This window comes from Streptomyces sp. NBC_00525 (genome assembly GCF_036346595.1).
Lineage (GTDB): Bacteria > Actinomycetota > Actinomycetes > Streptomycetales > Streptomycetaceae > Streptomyces.
This window is the reverse complement of sequence record NZ_CP107834.1, coordinates 5,249,709-5,270,200: the sequence shown is the minus strand read 5'-3', so window position 1 is coordinate 5,270,200 and position 20,492 is coordinate 5,249,709. Positions and strand designations below refer to the sequence as shown.

Sequence of the window (20,492 nt, the reverse complement as noted above, 5' to 3'; positions counted from 1 at the left end):
TCAGAACCTCTCCGGGAAGAGGAGGGCGAGGACGAGGTAGCCCAGCAGGGCGGCGGCCACGACGAGGCCGGCCACGTTGTCCGCGGTCACAGCTTCGCCACCCCCCTGGCGACGAGTACCACCAGCGCGAAGACCGCGATCGTGGTGACGACGAAGGCCGTGTCGGCCATCGGATGCTCCCGGATTGAGGTGTCGTTGAATCGGACCTCATGAGCAAACCCCCCGCCGGCACCGCTGTGACCTGCGTTGATGCCTCCTTTACGGGAGTGGGCGCGGCCTTGACGCCGCCTGTACGCCGCCGATACGCGTCCCGTACGCGCGACGGCCGGTGGGCCGCACCCCGGGGGAAGGGGTGCGGCCCACCGGCCGTCGTCGGGTGTGCGGGTCAGCGCACCTCGGTGATCTCGGGGCCGCGCTGGAGGCCCGCCATGCCACCGGAGAAGCGCGAGCCCTCCTGCTCCTCCTGCTGCACGCCCTCGGGGACCATCTGGGCGTCGTTGGGGAGCTTGAGGACGATCGGGTCGCGCGGGGCCATCGGGCCCTCGCCGCGGACGACCACGGTGTCCCGGAAGACCGTCTCCAGGAGCCCGGCGGCCTCCGGCTGCACGGCGCCCTGGCCGGAGATCACACCGCGCAGGAACCAGCGCGGGCCGTCGACACCGACGAACCGCACCAGCTGCACGCCGTTGGTCCCGTCGGGAAGCTGTACGGGGACCTGCGCGCGCAGCTCCCAGCCCAGCGGGCCCTCGACCTCGTCGATGATGCCGCCCTGCTGGGTGATGCCCGAGGCGATCTCCTCGCGGACCTCGCCCCAGATGCCCTCCTTCTTGGGCGCGGCGAACGCCTGGAGCTGGATCGCGCTGTCGCGCAGCACGACGGTGGCCGCGACGATCGCGTCACCGGCGACCTCGACCCTCAGCTCCATGCCCTCGACACCGGGCACGAAGATGCCGCCCAGGTCCACCCGGCCGTCGCCGGGCTGGGACACCTCCTCGATGTCCCACGGGCCGTCCGGGCGCGGTGCCGGCGGAAGGTTCGTCCGGCGCGGCTCGCCCTCGGTCTGCTCGTCGACGACCTGCTCGGCCTCGCGCGCCTCGTCCGCCTTGTCATCGGCGGCACCACTGTTCTTGCGACGTCCGAACACGTCACTGTCCTTCCCGGTCGGATTCGACCGAAGCGTAGTTGTCCCCGCCCTGGGGAACCCCGCCCCGGACGCCATCAACATCAACGGCGGCATGACCGCCGGTGGACCCGAAGCCCCCCTCGGCCCGCGCCGAGCCGGGAAGCTCCGACACCTCGTGGAAGCGCACCTTCTCGACCTGCTGCACGACCAGTTGGGCAATCCGGTCGAACCGCTCGAACCGCACGGACTCGCGCGGGTCGAGATTGATGACGATCACCTTGATCTCTCCACGGTACCCGGCATCGACCGTCCCCGGGGCATTCACCAGGGCGACTCCGCAGCGGGCGGCGAGACCGGATCGTGGGTGCACGAACGCGGCGTACCCGTCCGGCAGGGCGATCGAAACCCCGGTCGGCAGCACGGTCCGCTCCCCCGGCGCCAGCTCGGCGGCCTCGGTGGTCACGAGATCGGCGCCGGCGTCACCGGGATGCCCGTAGGACGGCAGCGGCACATCCGGGTCGACCCGGCGGATGAGGACGTCCACGGGGTGGCGCATCAGGGGTTCACCTCGAAGGCGCGGACGCGCTTGACCTGGTCGGGGTCGGCCATGGCGGCCCGGATCTCGGCCGGCCTGCCGTTGTCGATGAAGTGGTCCACCTTGACCTCGATGAACAGGGCGTCGGCGCGCACGGCCACCGGCCCGTCCGGTCCGCCGATGCGGCCGACCGCCCGTGAGTAGAGCTTGCGCCCGTGCACCGCGGTGATCTCGGCGTCGAGGAACAGCACGGTGCCGACCGGGACGGGTCGCACGAAGTCGGTCTCCAGCCGCCCGGTCACCGCGATCACCCGCAGCAGCCAGTTCAGCGAGCCCAGCGTCTCGTCCAGCGCGGTCGCCAGCACGCCGCCGTGCGCGAGGCCCGGAGCGCCCTGGTGGGCCTCCTGCACGGTGAACTCGGCGGTCACCCGGACACCCTCCTCGGCGCGGGCCTGGAGGTGCAGCCCGTGGGGCTGTCCGGAGCCGCAGCCGAAGCAGTGCTCGTAGTGCGCGCCGAGAAGCTCGCCGGGGGCCGGGGCGTCGGGGTGCCGGACCGGTTTCACCGCGTCGGCCGGGGGCGTCAGAGCCGCAGATGTTCCACTCACAGGCGCAGACCTTACCCGCGCGGGTAGCCGCCGGTCGCGCCGTGCCAAGCTTGGAGCCATGCAGCCTTCCACCCAGCCTTTCGACGAACGCCTCACCGCTCCCCGTTCGTGGTGGCTGATCGCCGTCCTGATCGGCCTCGCGTGCGCGCTGATGCTGCTGCCGCTGGGCACCCTTCCGCTGCTCGGCGGCCTCGCCGGCGGCACGGTCCTGTCGGCCGTGGCGGTCAGCGCGTACGGCTCCGCCCGCATCCGGGTGGTGGCGGGTGCGCTGGTCGCCGGGGACGCGCGGATTCCGGTGTCGGCACTCGGGGAGGCCACGGTGCTGGACGCCGAGGAGGCGCGCGCCTGGCGCACGCACAAGGCGGACCCGAGGGCGTTCATGCTGCTGCGCAGCTACATCCCCACGGCGGTGCGGGTGGAGGTCACCGACCCGCAGGACGCGACCCCGTACGTCTATCTCTCCACGCGTGACCCGCAGGCGCTGGTGGCGGCCCTGGACACGGCGGTCCGGGCCTGAAAGGTCTGCAAGGCGAGATCGCGCGCAGGGACGCGGGGAGCGACATGGACGACCGGGTCGTGGATTCGACCGATCGCCGCACCGGCGCTCTCCCCGCCCTGGCGTACTCCCCGTTTCACTGAATCCGGACGGCCTGCCCCGGTCACGGGCTCCGTCCTGCCGGTGTGTCCGGCCCTGTCGGCCGTACCACCGGCCGAGGCAGCCTCGCGGGCCGCCTCCCTTGCTACTCCGGCTGCTTCGAGCGAGGCCCACGGGCCCCGCTCGTTCCTCCGTCCGTCCGGGCGCCGCTTGCGGAACGGTGTGTCCCCTGCCACGGCCGACCGGACCTCAGTCGCAGTCGCGGCAGATGGGCTGACCGTTCTTCTCGCGGGCCAGCTGGCTGCGGTGGTGCACGAGGAAGCAGCTCATGCAGGTGAACTCATCGGCCTGCTTGGGCAGGACCCGTACAGCCAGCTCCTCGTTGGACAGGTCCGCGCCGGGGAGCTCGAGGCCCTCCGCCGCGTCGAACTCGTCGACGTCGACGGCGGACGCCGTCTTGTCGCTCCGGCGCGCCTTCAGTTCCTCAAGGCTGTCCTGATCGACGTCGTCGTCGGTCTTGCGTGGGGTGTCGTAATCCGTTGCCATGTCGCTCTCCCCCTCTGGGTGTCTGCGGTGTCTCAGCGCTCGTAACGCATGAGAGGCCGGACTTGTGCCCGACCCGAGGCGGAGATTTTGCCTCACATCAAGGTCTGTTACTCAATCGACACCCAAAAGGACCGCTCGAGAGTGATCGGCTTGGGTGGCGATGGGGACCGTACACGGTCCCGGCGGCACCTTCGACAGGCACCACCCCGTGTACTTCCCGTAATACCCACCCCTGAAAACCTGGGGTTTCGCCGGGTTTCCGGCGAGTTCCCCGGTCACCGAGCGTAGAGGAGGGCATGTTCGCTCATGTGATCGATCACACACGAACTCTTCGAGAGCAGGTCCCGAAAATTCCGCTCAAAGCGAACAAAAAATAATCAGTGCGTAAACCGCCCCGTCTGCCCGATCAGACGGGCAGTGAGACACGCATCACAAGTCCACCGCCTTCACGTGGTTCCGCGATGATCCGGCCGCCGTGGGCGCGGGCCACGGACCGCGCGATCGACAGTCCGAGCCCGACCCCCTTGTCGCTGCCCGTCCGCTCCGTACGCAGCCGTCTGAACGGCTCGAAGAGGTTGTCGATCTCGTAGGCGGGCACCACCGGCCCCGTGTTCGAGACGACGAGCACCGCCTGGCCGGGCAGCAGCTCCGTACTCACGGCCACCCAGCCGTCCTCCGGCACGTTGTACCGTACGGCGTTCTGCACGAGGTTCAGCGCGATGCGCTCCAGCAGGACGCCGTTGCCCTGGACGACCGCCGGCGCCAGTTCCTCGCGCATCTCCACGCCCTTGGTCTCGGCCTCCCCGCGCGCCTGGTCCATGGCCCGCGACGCGACCTCGGCGAGGTCCACGGGCTTGCGCTCGATGATCTGGTTGTCGCTGCGGGCGAGCAGCAGCAGGCCCTCCACCAGTTGCTCGCTGCGCTCGTTGGTGGCCAGCAGCGTCTTGCCCAGCTGCTGGAGCTCGGGCGGCGCCTGGGGGTCGGAGAGGTGGACCTCCAGCAGGGTGCGGTTGATGGCGAGCGGGGTGCGCAGCTCGTGCGACGCGTTGCCCACGAACCGCTGCTGCGCGGTGAAGGCCCGCTCCAGGCGGTCCAGCATGTCGTCGAAGGTGTCGGCCAGCTCCTTCAGCTCGTCGTCGGGCCCGTCCAGCTCGATGCGCCGGGACAGGTCGGTGCCGGCCACCCGGCGGGCGATCCGGGTGATCCGGCCCAGCGGCGAGAGGACCCGGCCCGCCATGGCGTAGCCGAAGGCGAAGGCGATGACGCTCAGGCCCACCAGGGCGAGCAGCGACCGGTTGAGCAGGGTGTCCAGCGCCTCCTTGCGCTGATGGTTGACACAGGTGTTCACCGCGGCGTTGAAGTCGTCGGCGGAGGCGTTCTGCGGCAGGTAGCAGACCTCGCTGGTCACCTTGCCGCTGACGATCTTGAACGGCAGGTCACTGCCCACGTGCATGGCCTGGGCGGCCAGCATGTAGATGATCGACAGCAGCAGGATGCCCGCGATCAGGAACATCCCGCCGTACAGCAGGGTGAGCCGTATCCGGATGGTCGGGCGCAGCCAGGGGTACGGGGGCTCCGGCTGCTTGGGGTCCCAGGTGGGTTTCGGGGGCGCCGAAACGGGCGGCGGTACGGGGGGCACCGGTCTCAGATCCGGTATCCGGAGCCGGGCACGGTGACGATCACCGGGGGCTCGCCGAGTTTGCGGCGCAGGGTCATGACGGTCACCCGGACGACATTGGTGAACGGGTCGGTGTTCTCGTCCCACGCCTTCTCCAGCAGCTGCTCGGCGGAGACGACGGCCCCCTCGCTGCGCATCAGGACCTCCAGGACGGCGAACTCCTTGGGCGCGAGCTGGATCTCCTGGCCGTCCCGGAACACCTCGCGGCGGTTGGGGTCGAGCTTGATCCCGGCCCGTTCCAGGACGGGCGGCAGGGCGACGGTCGTACGCCGGCCCAGCGCCCGTACCCGTGCGGTCAGCTCGCTGAACGCGAAGGGCTTGGGCAGGTAGTCGTCGGCGCCCAGCTCCAGGCCCTCCACGCGGTCGCTGACGTCCCCGGACGCGGTGAGCATGAGCACCCGGGTGGGCACACCCAGCTCGACGATCCGGCGGCACACGTCGTCGCCGTGGACCAGGGGCAGGTCGCGGTCGAGCACGACGACGTCGTAGTCGTTGACCTCGATGCGCTCCACGGCAGCGGCCCCGTCGTACACGACATCGACGGCCATGGCCTCGCGGCGCAATCCGGTGGCCACCGCATCGGCGAGCAGCTGCTCGTCCTCCACGACGAGTACGCGCACGGCGCTTCCTTCCCTAGAACTTCGCAAACCATCTCCACCGGGGCTCCGGGCACCCGGAAGGGGCCCGGCCGGCCCGCGCGGCGGGCAGGTCCGGGCACACCCCGTACGGCTCCATCCTGCCCGTATCCCGCATAAACCGGCGGTAAGACGGTGCGGTCCGACCTGCGGCTTCGGGGAAGCCACGGGTTTTTCGGGCCAGTTGAGGTTTCTCCGGGCCCGCTGCTGGGGAGGACGAATTCACACCCTCGATCACGTCTTCCCATGTGGCGTTGTCACAGGCCCCTCCGTCTTCCGGAGAGTGCGTGATCACCCGCCCTACCGCTTCGGCGGAGGGAAACCCTGGGCACACCCCCGTGCCACCCACCCACGATGAGGGGGCGCTTCATGGACGCTTTCACCGCAGGTCTGCTGCACCGCATCAAGACCACCGAGGACGACCTCACCCGGGCCCGCGAGACGGGCGACCACTTCCTCGCCGACGTCGAGCAGAGCGAACTCGACGACCTTCATCGACTCGCCGCCGAGCACGGTGTGCGCCTCGGCACGACAACGAACGCCTGAACCGTTCAGGACGAACAGCCTGCTGTTCCGCAAGGGCCCCGAAGCTGCCGTACGGCGGCTACGGGGCCCTTGTGCTGCCCGGACAGGGGCCGGGAGGGGTCTGGGGTGCCCCGTCAGTCGTGCCAGGCTCCCAGCTCCTCCAGGAGGGCCTGGAGCGGTTCGAAGACGCCGGGCGGCGCGGCCACCGTCAGCTCGCCGTCCGCCGGCCGGCCGGGGCGCCCGCCGGTGAGGGCGCCCGCCTCGCGTGCGATGACCTCCCCCGCGCACAGGTCCCACGGGTGCAGACCGCGCTCGAAGTAGGCGTCGAGCCGACCCGCGGCCACGTCGCACAGGTCGATCGCGGCGGACCCGCCGCGCCGGATGTCCCGGACCTGCGGAATCAGCTCGCGGGCCACCGCGGCCTGGTGGGCCCGGACGTCCGCGACGTAGTTGAAACCGGTGGACACCAGGGACTCGGCGAGCGGGGCCGCCTCCCGGCATCGCAGCCGGACCTTCTCCTCGCCGTACTGGCCGCCGGTGACGAAGGCGCCGTGGTCCCGGCGCGCGAAGTACGTCTCGCCGCGCATCGGGACCTCCACCACACCGGCGACCCGCTCGCCGTACATCTCGACGCCGATGGACACGGACCAGGACGGCAGTCCGTAGAGGTAGTTCACCGTGCCGTCGAGCGGGTCGATGACCCAGCGCACACCGCTGCGGCCCTCGGCGGTCGTGCCGCCCTCCTCGCCGAGGAAGCTGTCGTACGGGCGGAGGTCGATCAGGTACTCGGTGATCAGCTTCTCGGCGGCGATGTCCATCTCGGTGACGACGTCGACCGGGCTGGACTTGGTCGCGGCCACCCCCAGGCCCGCCGGACGCCCGTCGCGCAGCAGCCGGCCGGCGAGTTCCGCGGCTTCCATGGCGAGTTCGAGCAGGGTGTCCACTGAGTGTTCAAATCTGGTCACGGCGCTCCCTGGGAGGTTGAGAGGGGACGGACGGGGAAGGGCGAGGGCTCACACGTAGGGGCTGTCGGCGCCCGCGGCGGCGGGCTTCGGGGCCCTGGCCGGGCAGCAACCCACCGGGCACAGGTCGTGGCTCGCGCCTAGCGTCCCGAGGGCGCACCGCCCTGGTTCGAGGCCCCGCTCGGCGGCGGCCCGCTCCAGGACGAGGTCGCGCACGGCGGCGGCGAACCGGGGGTCGGCGCCCACGGTGGCGGAGCGGCGTACCGGCAGTCCCAGCTCGGCGGCCTTGGCGGTGGCCTCGGTGTCGAGGTCGTACAGGACCTCCATGTGGTCCGAGACAAAGCCGATGGGTGCCATCACGACGGCGGGCACCCCGTCGCCGTGGAGGGCTTCGAGGTGGTCGCAGATGTCGGGCTCCAGCCACGGGATGTGCGGAGCGCCGCTGCGCGACTGGTAGACGAGCCGCCAGGGGTGGGCCACCCCGGTCCGCTCGCGCACCGCGTCCACGATCAGCCGGGCCACGTCGAGGTGCTCGGCGACATAGGCGCCGCCGTCCCCGTGCGCCTCGACCGGGCCGGAGGTGTCGGCGGCGGAGAGCGGGATGGAGTGCGTGGTGAAGGCCAGGTGCGCGTCCGGGCGCACCTCCTCGGGCAGCTCCGCCAGCGAGGCGAGGACACCCTCCACCATGGGCTCCACGAAGCCGGGGTGGTTGAAGTAGTGCCGGAGTTTGTCCACGCGCGGGACGGGAAGACCCTCGGCCTCCAGGGCGGCCAGTGAGTCGGCGAGGTTCTCGCGGTACTGCCGGCAGCCGGAGTAGGAGGCGTAGGCGCTGGTGGCCAGGACGGCGATGCGGCGGTGGCCGTCCCCGACCATCTCGCGCAGGGTGTCGGTGAGGTACGGGGCCCAGTTGCGGTTGCCCCAGTACACCGGCAGGTCGAGTCCGTGCGCGGAGAAGTCCTCGCGCAGTGCGTCGAGCAGGGCCCTGTTCTGGGCGTTGATCGGGCTGACGCCGCCGAACAGGAAGTAGTGCTTGCCGACCTCCTTGAGCCGTTCCTCGGGGATGCCCCGGCCGCGGGTCACGTTCGCGAGGAACGGGACCACGTCGTCCGGGCCTTCGGGGCCGCCGAAGGAGAGCAGGAGCAGGGCGTCGTAGGGGGCGGGATCGCGCAGATCGGACATGACGTCGATCCTGCCACCCGCGCCGGGGACCGTTCCCACCGACATCCGGGCCGGGGCGCGCGGCCGGGCTCCGCACGGGCCTCGGGAGGGGTGGATGCATATGCGGGGGCCGTGAGTATGATCCCCCTCCAACCGGCCGGTAACCCCGTGGTCTCCGTCCGGGGGAAGCACCGGCTGGGTGGGCCGGTTCCTAGGGAAGGGCGCGGGGAAGATGACCGAGACCTACGCACGGACGGCGACGGGCCCGTGGCGCAACTGGGCGGGGAACGTCACCGCCCGGCCGGCCAGGACCGTGTCCCCCGCCTCCGTCGACGAGCTGGCCGACGTGCTGCGCCGGGCGTCCGAGGACGGGCTGCGGGTGAAGCCGGCCGGCACCGGCCACTCGTTCACCGCGACCGCGGCCACCGACGGGGTGCTGATCCGGCCCGATCTGCTGACGGGCATCCGGAAGATCGACCGCGCGGCGATGACGGTGACCGTCGAGGCGGGCACCCCGCTGAAGCGGCTCAACACCGCACTGGCCCGCGAGGGCCTCTCGCTCACCAACATGGGCGACATCATGGAGCAGACGGTCGCCGGGGCCACCTCCACCGGCACGCACGGCACCGGCCGTGACTCGGCGTCCATATCGGCGCAGATACGCGCCCTGGAGCTGGTCACCGCCGACGGCACGGTGCTGACCTGTTCGGAGACGGAGAACCCGGACGTGTTCGCGGTGGCCCGGATCGGGCTCGGCGCCCTCGGGGTCATCACCGCCATCACCTTCGCCGTGGAGCCGGTCTTCCTGCTGACCGCCCGCGAGGAGCCGATGAGCTTCGACCGGGTGACGTCCGACTTCGACCGGCTCGTGACCGAGAACGAGCACTTCGAATTCTACTGGTTCCCGCACACCGGGAACTGCAACACCAAGCGGAACAACCGCAGCGCCGGTCCCGCCGCCCCGCCCGGCCGCGTCAGCGGCTGGATCGACGACGAGCTGCTGTCCAACGGCGTCTTCCAGGTCGCCTGCTCGCTGGGCCGGGCCGTGCCCGCCACGATCCCCTCGATCGCGAAGCTCTCCAGCCGGGCCCTGTCGGCCCGCACCTACACCGACATCCCGTACAAGGTGTTCACCAGCCCGCGCCGGGTGCGGTTCGTGGAGATGGAGTACGCGCTGCCGCGCGAGGCGGCCGTGGAGGCGCTGCGCGAACTGCGGGCCATGGTGGACCGCTCGCCGCTGCGGATCAGCTTCCCGGTGGAGGTGCGCACCGCTCCCGCCGACGACATCGCGCTCTCCACGGCGTCGGGCCGGGAGACCGCGTACATCGCCGTCCACCTGTACCGGGGCACCCCCTACCAGGCGTACTTCACGGCCGTGGAGCGGATCATGACCGCCCACGCGGGCCGCCCGCACTGGGGCAAGATCAACACGCGGGACGCCGCGTACCTCGCCGGGGTGTACCCGCGCTTCGGCGAGTTCACCGCCGTACGCGACCGGCTCGACCCGGACCGGTTGTTCGGCAACGACTATCTGCGCCGGGTGCTGGGCGACTGATCCGGGCTCACTGCGCCGTCTCCGGCCCGGCGGGAGCCGGTGCGCCGTCCGGGGTGGCCGGGTCGGTCGCGGGGCTCTCGCCTCCGTCGTCCGTGGCGCCGGGGCTGGGGGTGGGCGTCGGTTCGACCGCGCCGCCCGCCGGGCCGGTGGGGGTCGGCGTGGGCGTGGGCGTCGCCGCGTCGGTGGGGGCGCCGCCGCGGTCGGGCTGCGGGGCGGTGCTGCCCGCGTCCCGGTCGCCGGTGCCGGGCGCCGGCGTGCCCCGGTCGTCCGGGGCGCGGTCCGTGGTGTCCCGGCCGGGGTCCGTGTCCTCGTCGGCGGGTGCGGGCGTCGAGGGTCCGGCGTCGCGCTCGCCGCGTACGACGGAACCCACGGTCGTACCGCGGCCACCGCTGAGGTCGCCGCCGGAGATCAGTTCGTACGTGGTGATGCCGGCCATCGAGACGACGAACACGGCGGCCGCGCCGATGGCCGACCGCTTCCAGCCCCGCAGCCGGGTGCCGTGCGTGGTGGCCGCCGAGAACTCCTCGTCCGGACCGGGCGCCACCGGAGGACGGCGCAGCACGGTCGTCCGGTCCGCCTGCGCGTCCACGTGACGCAGCACCGTCGTGGCGTCGAGGTCCGCCGCCGTGTCGGCGCGGCGCAGCACCGTCGTCGCGTCGAGGTCCGCTTCCGCGTCCGTGCGGCGCAGCACCGTCGTGGGGTCGTCGACCGGGCCGAGCAGTGCGGTGATCCCGGCCGGGGCCCGGTCGGCCGCGTCGTCCGGGCGGCGGGCGCCGGTCTCGCGGGTGTGGACCGTCACCTCGCGTCCGGGGTGCTTCACCTGAACGGTGACCTCACGTATCTGCTCACCCGTACGGCGGAAGAAGTGCTGGAAGACGGAGCCGCCGCAGGTGGCCACGATGCTCATCACGCCGGCGCCGGCGATCGTCCCGTACACGCCGAGCTGGGAGGCCGCCACGGCCGCCGCCACCGCCGCGACCGCACTGCCCGCGACCTGGGGCAGGCTCAGATCGATCCGCCTTTCCTTCTGTTCTGTGTCGCTTTCCGGCTTCCGCACCATTTCCAGCCCTTGATTGACATCTCTCCCACCCTGCACCAACTAGGGACACGTGAGCGAAGTCGAAAGTTCCGGTTGCGAGGATTGTGTGAAGCACGACACGGATCATGGGCGGCGGGCGTTCTGCGGGGTAGGTCGACTTCCACACCTCCCGATAACTTCGGCGGCGCGGCGGTCCACCCACATGGCCCGAATGGAGTACTGTGGCGAGCCCTGGGGCCGGACACCCGCACGGACGTCCGGAACCTCCGGGAGGGGGCCGAAGGAGGCACTCGATCCGGCGGCGCACGGCATCGCACGGCGACCTGCTCCGCAGAGTGACCATCGGTCACTTTGCGTTGCGCATGGGTTACCGTGGCATATCGGCGATCAAGGGCTCACGCCCGACACGCCGGGCAACACGGCAATGTTGTGGCAGGCCGCAGCCGGGCAGGCCACACTCGACTAGCGGAAGCAGCGACGCACGTGACGTCGGCAGGCACCACCCGGGAGGTCCCCATGCCCGAACTGCGTGTCGTGGCCGTCTCCAACGACGGCACACGACTGGTGCTCAAGGCTGCGGACAGCACGGAATACACGCTTCCGATCGACGAGCGCCTTCGAGCCGCCGTGCGCAACGACCGCGCCCGGCTGGGGCAGATCGAGATCGAGGTGGAGAGCCACCTCCGCCCCCGTGACATCCAGGCCCGGATACGAGCCGGCGCCTCCGCCGAGGAGGTCGCCCAGTTCGCCGGGATTCCCGTGGACCGGGTGCGCCGCTTCGAGGGCCCCGTGCTCGCGGAACGCGCCTTCATGGCCGAGCGGGCCAGGAAGACTCCGGTACGCCGTCCCGGCGAGAACACCGGCCCCCAGCTCGGCGAGGCGGTGCAGGAGCGGCTGCTGCTGCGCGGCGCCGACCGGGAGACCGTCCAGTGGGACTCCTGGCGCCGCGACGACGGCACCTGGGAGGTCCTCCTGGTCTACCGGGTCGCCGGTGAGCCGCATTCCGCGAGCTGGACGTACGACCCGCCGCGCCGGCTGGTCCAGGCCGTGGACGACGAGGCCCGTTCGCTGATCGGCGAGACGGACGAGGTCGCGGCCCCCGAGCCCAGCTTCCCGTTCGTCCCCCGGATCGCCCGGCTGCCGCGCGACCGGCCGCTGGACCGCGCGCTGGACCGGCAGATCGAGCGCCCGGCCCCGCCGCCTCCGCCCGAGCCGGAGGAGCGCATCGCCGGGGTGACCGCGAGCGAGCGCGACTCCCTCACCAGCCTGCTGGAGGCGGTCCCGAGCTTCCGCGGCGACCTCGTCGTCCCGGAGCGGCCCACCCAGCCGGAGCCCCCGGCGATCGAGCCGGCCCAGGAGCCGGAGGTCGAGGAGCCTCCCGCCGCGTCGGCGGGCGCCGGCTCCGCCTACGCGGACGTGCTGATGCCGCGCGCGGTCGCCGGCCACCGCGACCGGCTGACCGGGACGACGGACCGGCAGGCCGAGGCGGACGGGGTGCGCCCCGGACGCCGGGCGGCGGTCCCCAGCTGGGACGAGATCGTCTTCGGCACCCGCCGCAAGAAGCAGGACTGAGAAGGCCTGACAGCGTGACGAGGGCCCGTACGCGAGCGCGTACGGGCCCTCGTGCGCAGTCCGGGCGGGAGCACACGCGCTGCCCGGACGACGGCGTTCCGTTACTGCGGGTCGGGTCCGGTGGCGACCGGGCGCGACGGGTCGGCGGACCAGTGGGACCAGGAGCCCGCGTAGAGGGCGGCCCGGTGTCCGGCGAGCTCCAGCGCCAGGACCTGCTGGGCCCCGGAGACGCCCGAGCCGCAGTAGACGCCGACCTCCGCCGCGTCCCCCTCGACGCCCAGCCCGGCGAACCGGGCGGCCAGGTGTTCGGGGCTCAGGAAGCGTCCGTCCGCCGCCACGTTCTCGCCGGTCGGGGCGGAGAGCGCGCCGGGGATGTGGCCGCCGACCCGGTCGATGGGCTCCACGTCGCCCCGGTAGCGCTCGGCCGCCCGCGCGTCGAGCAGGACGCCGGAGCGGGCCAGGGCGGCGGCGCCGTCCGCGTCGAGCAGCGGCAGCGCACCGGGCGCGGGCACGAAGTCGCCCTCCACCGGGTCCGGGGTCTCCTTCGACAGCTCCCCCGGCCAGGCCGCGAGGCCGCCGTCCAGGACCCGTACGTCGTCGTGGCCCGCCCAGCGCAGCAGCCACCAGGCCCGCGCGGCCGCCCAGCCCTGACCGCCGTCGTAGACGACGACCGGCGCGCCGGCGCACACTCCGGCGCGGCGCATGGCGGCGCCGAACACGGCCGGGTCGGGCAGCGGATGGCGGCCGCCCTCGCCCGCCGGACCGGCGAGTTCGGCGTCGAGGTCGACGAAGACCGCGCCCGGGATGTGCCCCGCCTCGTAGTCGGGCAGGCCGTGCGGGCCGCCCAGCTGCCAACGTACGTCCAGGAGCACCGGCGGACGTGGCCCCGCCAGCGCGCTCACACAATCGGATGCCGAGATGATGGGCTTCATGTGTGCCATCCTCGCGCAGACTCCCGGCCCTCCGTAACGACGGGGAACGGTCAAACCCTGACGAACCGTTCCGCCTGCCGCGAGATCCCGCCATGGACGGCGCGGCCGGAGCGCATCCCGCGCCCGGTGGTGCAAGCATCTGCACGGGGCGTACTACTCCGCTCGCGCCGCACCACGGCGCGCCCGGCCCCGTTTTCCCGTACGGCCACCACGATGGTCCGAGGAGAGTGACGATGACCGAGGCTGCCGCTCGGCGTACACCCGGAACACCTTGCTGGGTGAGCCTGATCGTGCACGGCCTGCGCACGACCCAGAACTTCTACGCCGAGCTGTTCGGCTGGGAGTTCGGCCCCGGCCCGGAGCAGCTGGGCCCGTACGTACGGGCCCTGATCGGCGAGCGTGAGGTGGCGGGCATCGGCCAACTGCCGCCCGACCGGCACCTTCCGATCGCCTGGACGACCTATCTGGCCACCGATGACGCCGACCGGACGGCGGAGGCGATCCGGGCCTGCGGCGGCACGGTCGGCGTCGGGCCGATCGACGCGGGCCGGGCGGGCCGGATGGCCATCGCATCCGATCCGGGCGGGGCCGTCTTCGGGATCTGGCAGGCCGCCGCGCACATCGGCACCACACTGTCCGGGGCGCCCGGCACCCCGGTCTGGAACGAGCTGGTGACGCGGGAGACGTCGACGGTCGCCAAGTTCTACCAGGCGGTCTTCGGTTACGAGAGCAAGGCCGTCGTCTCGGCGGACTTCGACTACCAGACGCTGTATCTCCAGGGCCGCCCGGTGGCCTCCCTGCACGGCGTCGGCCACGCGCTGCTGCGCGACCGGGGCCCGCACTGGATGACGTACTTCGAGGTGGCCGACACGGACGAGGCGGCGCAGCGGGTGGTGGAGCTGGGCGGGCAGGTCCTGAGCCCGCCGAAGGAGGGCCCGAGCGGCCGGGTCGCGACGGTCGCGGACCCGGAGGGCGCGGTCTTCACCGTCCAGCGGTCGGCCGCGGTCTGACGGGGCTCGCCGTCGCGGGCGGGCGCGCTCAGGGTGACGAGACCGGCAGGACGTCCGGGGAGAGCGCGCCCGCCCGCGCGGACGCCGCGGTCGCGCGGCGGCGGTGGTGCCGGCGGCACAGCACCTCGTAACCGACCTCGCCCGCCGGGCGGTTCACATCGCCGACGACGACCTGCGCCCCCTCGACGACCATCTCGCCGTCTATCGTCCGGGCGTTGTGCGTGGCGCGGGCACCGCACCAGCACAGCGCCTCGACCTGGAGCTGTTCGATCCGGTCGGCCAGCTCGACCAGCCGCTGCGAGCCGGGGAAGAGCCGGGTGCGGAAGTCGGTCGTGATGCCGAAGGCGAAGACGTCCATGTCCAGGTCGTCCACCACCCGGGCCAGTTGGTCGATCTGGGCCGGGGCCAGGAACTGCGCCTCGTCCACGATCACGTAGTCGACCCGGCCGCCCTTGGACAGCTGGGCGACGAGATACGCGTACAGGTCCATGCCCTCGTCCGCCTCGACGGCCTCCGTGACCAGGCCGAGGCGGGAGGACAGCTTGCCCTGCCCCGCCCGGTCGTCGCGGGTGAAGATCACGCCCTGCAGGCCCCTCGCCGAGCGGTTGTGGCCGATCTGGAGGGCCAGGGTGCTCTTTCCGCAGTCCATCGTTCCGGAGAAGAACACAAGCTCGGACATGAGGGGTTGAGCACCTTTCGGGACGGGAAGGGGGGCGGCGGCGCGGGACGGAACGCGCTACGAGCGTACTTCGAGGAGCGGTACGAACTGCTCGACGGGGGTCATGGAGCCGTGCATGCCGACCATGGCCGACTCGTGCGGTTCGTTGACGGACGCGGTGATCACCACGTCGTCGTGGGCGGCCGCGACCACGTCGCCGATCCTGTCGTGGACCCGTTCGTCGATGCGGGGGCCGAACCAGCCCGCCGCGACGGCCTCTTCCCGGCTCGCCACCCAGAACTGCTCGCCCAGCACCTCGCGCCAGACGGCCAGCACGTCGGACGCGGCGCCCGGAACGGCGTACACATGGCGGGCCCGGCCCTCGCCGCCGAGCAGCGCGACACCGGCGCGCAGCTCCCAGTCCTCGTCGAAGTCGATCCGGGACTGCTCGTCGAACGGGATGTCGATCATGCCGTGGTCGGCGGTGATGTAGAGCGCCGAGCGCGGCGGAAGCTGTTCGGCCAGGCGCCGGGCCAGCCCGTCCACGTACATCAGCTGGCCGCGCCAGGCGTCGGAGTCCATGCCGAAGCGGTGGCCCTTGCCGTCGACCTCGCTGTAGTACGTGTAGACGAGCGAGCGGTCGCCTGCGGCCAGCCGTTCGGCGGCGGTGTCCATCCGCTCCTCGCCGCTGAGCCGGCCGAGGAAGGAGCCGCCGCTGAGCGCGACCTTGGTCAGCGGGGTCTGCTCGAAGGCGGGCGCGGAGACCTGTGCCGTACGCACCCCGGCCGCGTCGGCGAGCTGGAAGAGCGTCGGGTGGGGCTGCCATGCCTTCGGCGGCGTCCACGGGTTCCAGCGGAGCTGGTTCATCAGCTCGCCGGTCTCGGGATTGCGGACCGTGTAGCCGGGAAGGCCGTGCTCGCCGGGGGGCAGGCCGGTGCCCACGGAGGCCAGCGAGGCCGCCGTGGTGGCCGGGAAGCCCGCCGTGATGGGGCGGCCGGTGCCGCCGCGCGAGGTGGGCAGCAGCCCGTGCAGAAAGGGGGCCTCGTCGGGATGCGCCCGGATCTGCTCCCAGCCGAGGCCGTCGATCAGGAAGACGCAGTTCCGGTCGGCGGGGGCGAGTTCGCCGATGGCCGCCTCGAAGCCGGGCACGCCTTGGCCCGCGAGCAGGGTCGGCAGCAGATCGGCGAGCGAGCCGCTGCCGTACTCCGGGACGGGGGCGCTGTCCACGGACAGCGGGACGGGGTCGTCCTGCCAGGCCGGCTCGGCCATCAGCGGCCGGCCGCGGGGGGCGCGGGGGTCGCGGCCGTGGCCTCGGAGAGGGCCTGGGCGAAGGCGAGGGTCTGGCGCACGGTGTCCGGGCCGTCACCGGCCTCGCTGACCCGCAGGCTCAGGTCGTCGGCGGTGGTGTTGCCCGTGTAGCCGTGGTCGGCCTCGCAGTTGGGGTCGCCGCAGGCGGCGGGCTCCAGGTCGATCCGGGAGACCGCGCCCCAGCCGATGGTCAGGACGACCTCGCGGGGCAGCGTGCCCGGAACGTACTTCTCCGGATCGGCCACGACCCGGCTGACCACGACCGACGAGATGCGGTCGAGCTTGACCGACTCGGTGGAGGTGGTGGCGTACGGGGACGGCGAGCTGGTGTCCGCGTTCTGCTCGTCGGTGTGGCTGACGATGAAGCGGGTGTCCGTGAGGACCAGGACCGTGACGTGCCGGCGGACCTCGTTGGAGTCGAAGGTCGTCTCCTGGTGGACCAGGTACGAAGAGACCGGCTCACCGCCCACGGCGGCCTCCACCGCCTCGGCCACGAGGGCCGGGTAGTAGCCGCTGCGCTCGATCGCCGCGCGCAGCCCCTGGGTCGTCGTACCGGTCTTAGCCATGGGAACCATCCTACGGGGGCCGGATGGCTGCCGGGGACGCCTCGTACGGGCGGTGCCCGCCGGTCCAGGGGCGCGCGAGCGGCGCCGGGTCAGTAGTTGGACAGGCGGCGCGGGCCGAGGTCCGTCCGGGCGGGCGGCGGCGAGAGCCGGACGCTCGCCCCGAGCACGGTGAGGCCCTGCGGGGCGACCACCACGGGTTCCAGCGCGATGGAGACCACCTCGGGGTGGTCGTCCACCAGCCGGGAGACCCGGAGCAGCAGCTCCTCCAGGGCGGCGGTGTCCACCGGCGCCGCACCGCGCCAGCCGAACAGGACCGGGGCCGCGCGGATGGACCGGATCAGCTCGGCGGCGTCCCGGTCGGTGACCGGCACCAGCCGGTGTCCGATGTCGCCCAGCAGCTCGGAGGGGGCCCCGGCCAGGCCGAAGGAGAGCACGGCGCCGGCCGCCGGGTCGATGGCGGCCCGGACGACGGTGTCCACACCGCGCGGCGCCATGGCCTGGACGACCGGCCGCAGCTCCGCCGGCGCGCCGAGCAGTTCGGTCAGGTCCCCGTAAGCGCGGCGCAGCGCGGCCTCGCTGTCGAGGTCCAGGCGTACGCCGCCGAGGTCGGCGCGGTGGCGCAGATGGGGTGCGGTGGTCTTCAGCGCGACCGGGTAGCCGAGCCGGGCCGCGGCGGCCACCGCTTCCTCCGGGCCGGGTGCGGGCAGCGTGGGGCGGACGGCGATGCCGTAGCAGGCGAGGAGTTCGCGGGCCTCGTCGTGGCCGAGCGGCCGGCCGCGCGGGTCGGGGTCCTCGCCGAGCAGGGCGTCGATGCGGGCGGCGGCGCCCGGCGCGTCGATGGTGTCGTCGAGGAAGTCGGGGACCTTGCCGGGCACGGCGGCCTGCCGCCGCCACTGGGCGTACCGGACGGCCTCGGCGAGCGCCCGCACGGCCCGCTCGGCGGCGGGGTAGGCGGGGATGCGGCCGATACGGGGGGTGTCGGTGCTTCCGGGGGTATCGGTGCTTCCGGGAGCGTCGGCGTTGTTGGGGGCGCCGGCGTTGCGAGGGGTGTCGGCGGTTGGGGTGGGGTTTTCGGCTGCGGACGGGGGCCGGGGCGCCGGGGCCGGGGCCTGCTGGGCCGCCGTGAAGGGCTGGGTGGCCGGGCGCTGCTGGGCCACGGTGCTGGTCGCGGCGGAGAGCGCCTCCGCCAGGCCACCGATCTCCACATGCACCACGGCGACCGGCTTGGCCGGCCCGGCGGCCGCAGCCGCGTGCAGTGCGGTGGCCAGGACCTCGCCGTCGCCCGACTCCGCCTCGCCGTCCTCGCCCACCCAGGGGATCGCCGTCACGATCACGGCGTCGCACGCCCCGTCGGCCAGCGCCGCCGACAGCGCGTCCCGGAAGTCCTGCGGGGTGGCGGAGGTGGTGAGGTCGATGGGCGGGCGCGGGCGGAGCCCCTCGGCCAGGCAGACGTCGTACGTGAGCAGCCCCAGCGACTCGGAGTTGCCGAGGATCGCGACACGCCCGCCCGCGGGGAGCGGCTGGTCGGCCAGGAGCAGTCCGGCGTCGACCATCTCGGTGACCGTGTCGACGCGGATGACGCCCGCCTGCCGCATCAGCGCGGAGACCGTGGAGTCGGGGATGCGGCTGACGGGGACGGCATGGCCGGGCGGGGTGGAGCCGCTGTGCCGGGCGCCCTTGACCACGACGACCGGCTTCACGGCGGCGGTGCGGCGGGCGAGGCGGGTGAACTTGCGCGGGTTGCCCAGCGACTCCAGGTAGAGCAGGGCGACGTCGGTGTCCGGGTCCTCGTACCAGTACTGGAGGAAGTCGTTGCCGGAGATGTCGGCCCGGTTGCCGGCCGAGATGAAGGTGGAGAGGCCGGCGCCGCGCCGGTAGAGCCCGGAGAGCAGGGCGATGCCGATGGCGCCGGACTGGGTGAACAGGCCGATGCGCCCGGAGGCGGGCCGCTCGGGGGCGAGCGAGGCGTTGAGCCGGACCTCGTCGGAGTTGTTGATGACGCCGAACGCGTTGGGGCCGATGATCCGCATGCCGTACGAACGGGCCTGGCGCACCAGTTCGCGCTGGCGCTCGCGGCCCTCGGCGCCCCACTCGGCGTAACCGGCGGAGAGGACGACCAGCCCCTGGACGCCGTGCTCGCCGCAGTCCGCGACGGCCTCCGGGACCCGGTCGGCGGGCACGGCGACGACCGCGAGGTCGACCGGCTCGCCGATCTCGCCCAGGGAGCGGTGCGCGGGAACCCCGTCGATGGTCTGCCGGTCGGCGTCGAAGGAGCTGTTCACGGCGTGGACGCGGCCGGTGAAGCCCGCACCGATCAGGTTGCGCAGGACGGTGCGCCCGACGCCGCCGGGGGTGCGGCCGACGCCGATGACGGCGACGGAGCCGGGGGCGAGCAGCCGCTGCACGGACTTGGCCTCGGCGCGCTGTTCACGGGCGCGCTGGACGGCCAGCGACTCGGCGGTGGGTTCGAGGTCCAGGGTGAGGTGGACGGAGCCGTCCTCGAAGCTGCGCTGCTGGGTGTAGCCGGCATCCCGGAACACCTTGATCATCTTGGTGTTGGCCGGCAGCACCTCGGCGGCGAAGCGCCGGATGCCGCGTTCCCGGGCGACCGCGGCGATGTGTTCGAGGAGGGTCGAGGCCACGCCCCGGCCCTGGTGGGCGTCCTGGACGAGGAAGGCGACCTCGGCCTCGTCGGCGGGGGCGGAGGCGGGCCGGCCGGTCGCGTCGATCCGGTCGTAGCGGACGGTGGCGATGAACTCGCCGCCCACGGTGACGGCGAGCCCCACCCTGTCGACGTAGTCGTGATGGGTGAAGCGGTGCACGTCCTTGGCGGAGAGCCGGGGGTAGGGCGCGAAGAAGCGGTAGTACTTCGACTCGTCGGACACCTGCTCGTAGAAGCTGACCAGGCGCTCGGCGTCGTCCGTGGTGATCGGCCTGATCCGCGCGGTGCCGCCGTCGCGGAGCACCACGTCCGCCTCCCAGTGATCGGGGTAGACGTAATGCGGACTCTGCTCCGGAGAGGGCTGCATGCGCCAAGCCTACGGCTGCGGCACAGGTCGCGGCGGTGCCGGGGGCGGGGCAGGCTGGGGTGTCCGGGACGTCCCGCGGCGCGGCCTGCGGGTCGGCCCGGAGCACCGCGCACCACATGAGACACTGGTCTAGACAACCGTTGATTCGTGAAGGGCAGAACCATGGCTGAGCGCCGCGTAAACGTCGGTTGGGCCGAGGGCCTGCACGCCCGCCCCGCTTCCATCTTCGTCCGTGCCGCCACGGCTTCCGGCGTTCCCGTCACCATCGCCAAGGCGGACGGCGCCCCGGTGAACGCGGCCTCCATGCTCGCGGTGCTCGGTCTCGGCGCCCAGGGCGGCGAGGAGATCGTGCTCGCGTCCGACGCGGACAACGCCGAGGCCGCGCTGGACCGGCTGGCCAAGCTGGTCGCCGAGGGCCTCGAAGAGCTCCCGGAGACCGTCTGAACCACAGCGGTCACGAC

21 protein-coding genes are annotated in these 20,492 nt (G+C 72.7%); 6 read left to right on the top strand and 15 right to left on the bottom strand.

What is annotated here, in order from left to right; all coding sequences use genetic code 11:
• The 4 genes from kdpF to OG710_RS23555 form a co-directional block, all read right to left on the bottom strand.
• Positions 1 to 90, bottom strand: coding sequence for a K(+)-transporting ATPase subunit F (gene kdpF, locus OG710_RS23570; protein WP_018520580.1), 90 nt, complete (start codon positions 88 to 90; stop codon positions 1 to 3).
• 295 nt (positions 91 to 385) lie between these two features.
• Complete coding sequence (locus OG710_RS23565; protein ID WP_330241071.1) at positions 386 to 1,144, bottom strand: DUF3710 domain-containing protein; 759 nt, start codon at positions 1,142 to 1,144, stop codon at positions 386 to 388.
• A 1-nt stretch (position 1,145) separates the two neighbouring features.
• Positions 1,146 to 1,679 carry a dUTP diphosphatase gene (gene dut, locus OG710_RS23560; protein WP_330241070.1) on the bottom strand — a complete coding sequence of 178 codons (534 nt, stop codon included), beginning with the start codon at positions 1,677 to 1,679 and terminating at the stop codon, positions 1,146 to 1,148.
• Positions 1,679 to 2,263: a PaaI family thioesterase gene (locus OG710_RS23555; protein ID WP_111338641.1), complete on the bottom strand. Its 585-nt coding sequence runs from the start codon at positions 2,261 to 2,263 to the stop codon at positions 1,679 to 1,681. The genes dut and OG710_RS23555 overlap by 1 nt, the downstream gene beginning before the upstream one ends.
• Positions 2,264 to 2,321: 58 nt before the next feature.
• Here OG710_RS23555 and OG710_RS23550 point away from each other — a divergent pair, with 58 nt between their 5' ends.
• Positions 2,322 to 2,780 carry a DUF3093 domain-containing protein gene (locus OG710_RS23550; protein WP_330241069.1) on the top strand — a complete coding sequence of 153 codons (459 nt, stop codon included), beginning with the start codon at positions 2,322 to 2,324 and terminating at the stop codon, positions 2,778 to 2,780.
• 327 nt (positions 2,781 to 3,107) lie between these two features.
• Here the strand turns inward: OG710_RS23550 and OG710_RS23545 are convergent, their stop codons facing one another.
• From OG710_RS23545 to OG710_RS23535, 3 genes are all read right to left on the bottom strand, one after another.
• A complete protein-coding gene (locus tag OG710_RS23545; protein ID WP_003965732.1) occupies positions 3,108 to 3,404 on the bottom strand; it encodes a DUF4193 domain-containing protein in 297 nt (98 codons plus the stop codon).
• Between the two features lie 406 nt (positions 3,405 to 3,810).
• A complete protein-coding gene (locus OG710_RS23540) occupies positions 3,811 to 5,043 on the bottom strand; it encodes a sensor histidine kinase (protein ID WP_111338639.1) in 1,233 nt (410 codons plus the stop codon).
• A 5-nt stretch (positions 5,044 to 5,048) separates the two neighbouring features.
• Positions 5,049 to 5,702, bottom strand: a complete 654-nt coding sequence (locus OG710_RS23535; protein ID WP_111338638.1) for a response regulator transcription factor — start codon at positions 5,700 to 5,702, stop codon at positions 5,049 to 5,051.
• Positions 5,703 to 6,086: 384 nt separating this feature from the next.
• Here OG710_RS23535 and OG710_RS23530 point away from each other — a divergent pair, with 384 nt between their 5' ends.
• Positions 6,087 to 6,263 (top strand): hypothetical protein, encoded by a 177-nt coding sequence (locus OG710_RS23530; protein ID WP_330241068.1) that lies wholly within the window; start codon positions 6,087 to 6,089, stop codon positions 6,261 to 6,263.
• Positions 6,264 to 6,376: 113 nt separating this feature from the next.
• Here the strand turns inward: OG710_RS23530 and OG710_RS23525 are convergent, their stop codons facing one another.
• On the bottom strand, positions 6,377 to 7,162 hold the full coding sequence (locus OG710_RS23525; RefSeq protein ID WP_330242329.1) for an inositol monophosphatase family protein: 786 nt from the start codon (positions 7,160 to 7,162) through the stop codon (positions 6,377 to 6,379).
• A 93-nt stretch (positions 7,163 to 7,255) separates the two neighbouring features.
• The gene (locus tag OG710_RS23520) at positions 7,256 to 8,383 is read right to left on the bottom strand and encodes a ferrochelatase (RefSeq protein WP_330241067.1); all 1,128 of its coding nucleotides are present in this window, start codon (positions 8,381 to 8,383) and stop codon (positions 7,256 to 7,258) included.
• A gap of 211 nt (positions 8,384 to 8,594) precedes the next feature.
• On the opposite strand from OG710_RS23520, the gene OG710_RS23515 reads away from it, so the two are divergent.
• Positions 8,595 to 9,917 carry a D-arabinono-1,4-lactone oxidase gene (locus OG710_RS23515; RefSeq protein WP_330241066.1) on the top strand — a complete coding sequence of 441 codons (1,323 nt, stop codon included), beginning with the start codon at positions 8,595 to 8,597 and terminating at the stop codon, positions 9,915 to 9,917.
• Between the two features lie 7 nt (positions 9,918 to 9,924).
• Here the strand turns inward: OG710_RS23515 and OG710_RS23510 are convergent, their stop codons facing one another.
• The gene (locus OG710_RS23510; RefSeq protein WP_330241065.1) at positions 9,925 to 10,977 is read right to left on the bottom strand and encodes a hypothetical protein; all 1,053 of its coding nucleotides are present in this window, start codon (positions 10,975 to 10,977) and stop codon (positions 9,925 to 9,927) included.
• A 495-nt stretch (positions 10,978 to 11,472) separates the two neighbouring features.
• Between OG710_RS23510 and sepH the strand changes: the two genes are divergently transcribed.
• Positions 11,473 to 12,528, top strand: coding sequence for a septation protein SepH (gene sepH, locus OG710_RS23505; RefSeq protein ID WP_111339651.1), 1,056 nt, complete (start codon positions 11,473 to 11,475; stop codon positions 12,526 to 12,528).
• Between the two features lie 101 nt (positions 12,529 to 12,629).
• Here the strand turns inward: sepH and OG710_RS23500 are convergent, their stop codons facing one another.
• Entirely contained in the window at positions 12,630 to 13,460 is an 831-nt protein-coding gene (locus OG710_RS23500; RefSeq protein WP_330241064.1) for a sulfurtransferase, read from the bottom strand.
• Between the two features lie 233 nt (positions 13,461 to 13,693).
• Here OG710_RS23500 and OG710_RS23495 point away from each other — a divergent pair, with 233 nt between their 5' ends.
• Positions 13,694 to 14,470 (top strand): VOC family protein, encoded by a 777-nt coding sequence (locus OG710_RS23495; protein WP_330241063.1) that lies wholly within the window; start codon positions 13,694 to 13,696, stop codon positions 14,468 to 14,470.
• A gap of 28 nt (positions 14,471 to 14,498) precedes the next feature.
• Here the strand turns inward: OG710_RS23495 and OG710_RS23490 are convergent, their stop codons facing one another.
• The 4 genes from OG710_RS23490 to OG710_RS23475 form a co-directional block, all read right to left on the bottom strand.
• On the bottom strand, positions 14,499 to 15,149 hold the full coding sequence (locus OG710_RS23490) for a thymidine kinase (protein WP_111338631.1): 651 nt from the start codon (positions 15,147 to 15,149) through the stop codon (positions 14,499 to 14,501).
• A 57-nt stretch (positions 15,150 to 15,206) separates the two neighbouring features.
• Positions 15,207 to 16,397: an alkaline phosphatase family protein gene (locus tag OG710_RS23485; RefSeq protein ID WP_330241062.1), complete on the bottom strand. Its 1,191-nt coding sequence runs from the start codon at positions 16,395 to 16,397 to the stop codon at positions 15,207 to 15,209.
• Positions 16,397 to 17,002 (bottom strand): DUF5998 family protein, encoded by a 606-nt coding sequence (locus OG710_RS23480; protein ID WP_330241061.1) that lies wholly within the window; start codon positions 17,000 to 17,002, stop codon positions 16,397 to 16,399. Before OG710_RS23480 ends, OG710_RS23485 begins: the two co-directional genes overlap by 1 nt.
• An 89-nt stretch (positions 17,003 to 17,091) precedes the next feature.
• On the bottom strand, positions 17,092 to 20,031 hold the full coding sequence (locus tag OG710_RS23475) for a bifunctional acetate--CoA ligase family protein/GNAT family N-acetyltransferase (protein WP_330241060.1): 2,940 nt from the start codon (positions 20,029 to 20,031) through the stop codon (positions 17,092 to 17,094).
• Positions 20,032 to 20,193: 162 nt separating this feature from the next.
• Here OG710_RS23475 and OG710_RS23470 point away from each other — a divergent pair, with 162 nt between their 5' ends.
• Entirely contained in the window at positions 20,194 to 20,475 is a 282-nt protein-coding gene (locus OG710_RS23470; protein ID WP_330241059.1) for an HPr family phosphocarrier protein, read from the top strand.
• The last annotated feature ends 17 nt before the right edge of the window (positions 20,476 to 20,492 follow it).

Bases quoted from the DNA above. Each gene is read 5' to 3' on its own strand.
- dut (WP_330241070.1), bottom strand. From the start codon at position 1,679: ATGCGCCACCCCGTGGACGTCCTCATCCGCCGGGTCGACCCGGATGTG.
- OG710_RS23550 (WP_330241069.1), top strand. From the start codon at position 2,322: ATGCAGCCTTCCACCCAGCCTTTCGACGAACGCCTCACCGCTCCCCGT.
- OG710_RS23545 (WP_003965732.1), bottom strand. From the start codon at position 3,404: ATGGCAACGGATTACGACACCCCACGCAAGACCGACGACGACGTCGAT.
- OG710_RS23530 (WP_330241068.1), top strand. From the start codon at position 6,087: ATGGACGCTTTCACCGCAGGTCTGCTGCACCGCATCAAGACCACCGAG.
- OG710_RS23525 (WP_330242329.1), bottom strand. From the start codon at position 7,162: ATGGAAGCCGCGGAACTCGCCGGCCGGCTGCTGCGCGACGGGCGTCCG.
- OG710_RS23520 (WP_330241067.1), bottom strand. From the start codon at position 8,383: ATGTCCGATCTGCGCGATCCCGCCCCCTACGACGCCCTGCTCCTGCTC.
- OG710_RS23515 (WP_330241066.1), top strand. From the start codon at position 8,595: ATGACCGAGACCTACGCACGGACGGCGACGGGCCCGTGGCGCAACTGG.
- OG710_RS23510 (WP_330241065.1), bottom strand. From the start codon at position 10,977: ATGGTGCGGAAGCCGGAAAGCGACACAGAACAGAAGGAAAGGCGGATC.
- sepH (WP_111339651.1), top strand. From the start codon at position 11,473: ATGCCCGAACTGCGTGTCGTGGCCGTCTCCAACGACGGCACACGACTG.
- OG710_RS23500 (WP_330241064.1), bottom strand. From the start codon at position 13,460: ATGAAGCCCATCATCTCGGCATCCGATTGTGTGAGCGCGCTGGCGGGG.
- OG710_RS23495 (WP_330241063.1), top strand. From the start codon at position 13,694: ATGACCGAGGCTGCCGCTCGGCGTACACCCGGAACACCTTGCTGGGTG.
- OG710_RS23490 (WP_111338631.1), bottom strand. From the start codon at position 15,149: ATGTCCGAGCTTGTGTTCTTCTCCGGAACGATGGACTGCGGAAAGAGC.
- OG710_RS23485 (WP_330241062.1), bottom strand. From the start codon at position 16,397: ATGGCCGAGCCGGCCTGGCAGGACGACCCCGTCCCGCTGTCCGTGGAC.
- OG710_RS23480 (WP_330241061.1), bottom strand. From the start codon at position 17,002: ATGGCTAAGACCGGTACGACGACCCAGGGGCTGCGCGCGGCGATCGAG.
- OG710_RS23475 (WP_330241060.1), bottom strand. From the start codon at position 20,031: ATGCAGCCCTCTCCGGAGCAGAGTCCGCATTACGTCTACCCCGATCAC.
- OG710_RS23470 (WP_330241059.1), top strand. From the start codon at position 20,194: ATGGCTGAGCGCCGCGTAAACGTCGGTTGGGCCGAGGGCCTGCACGCC.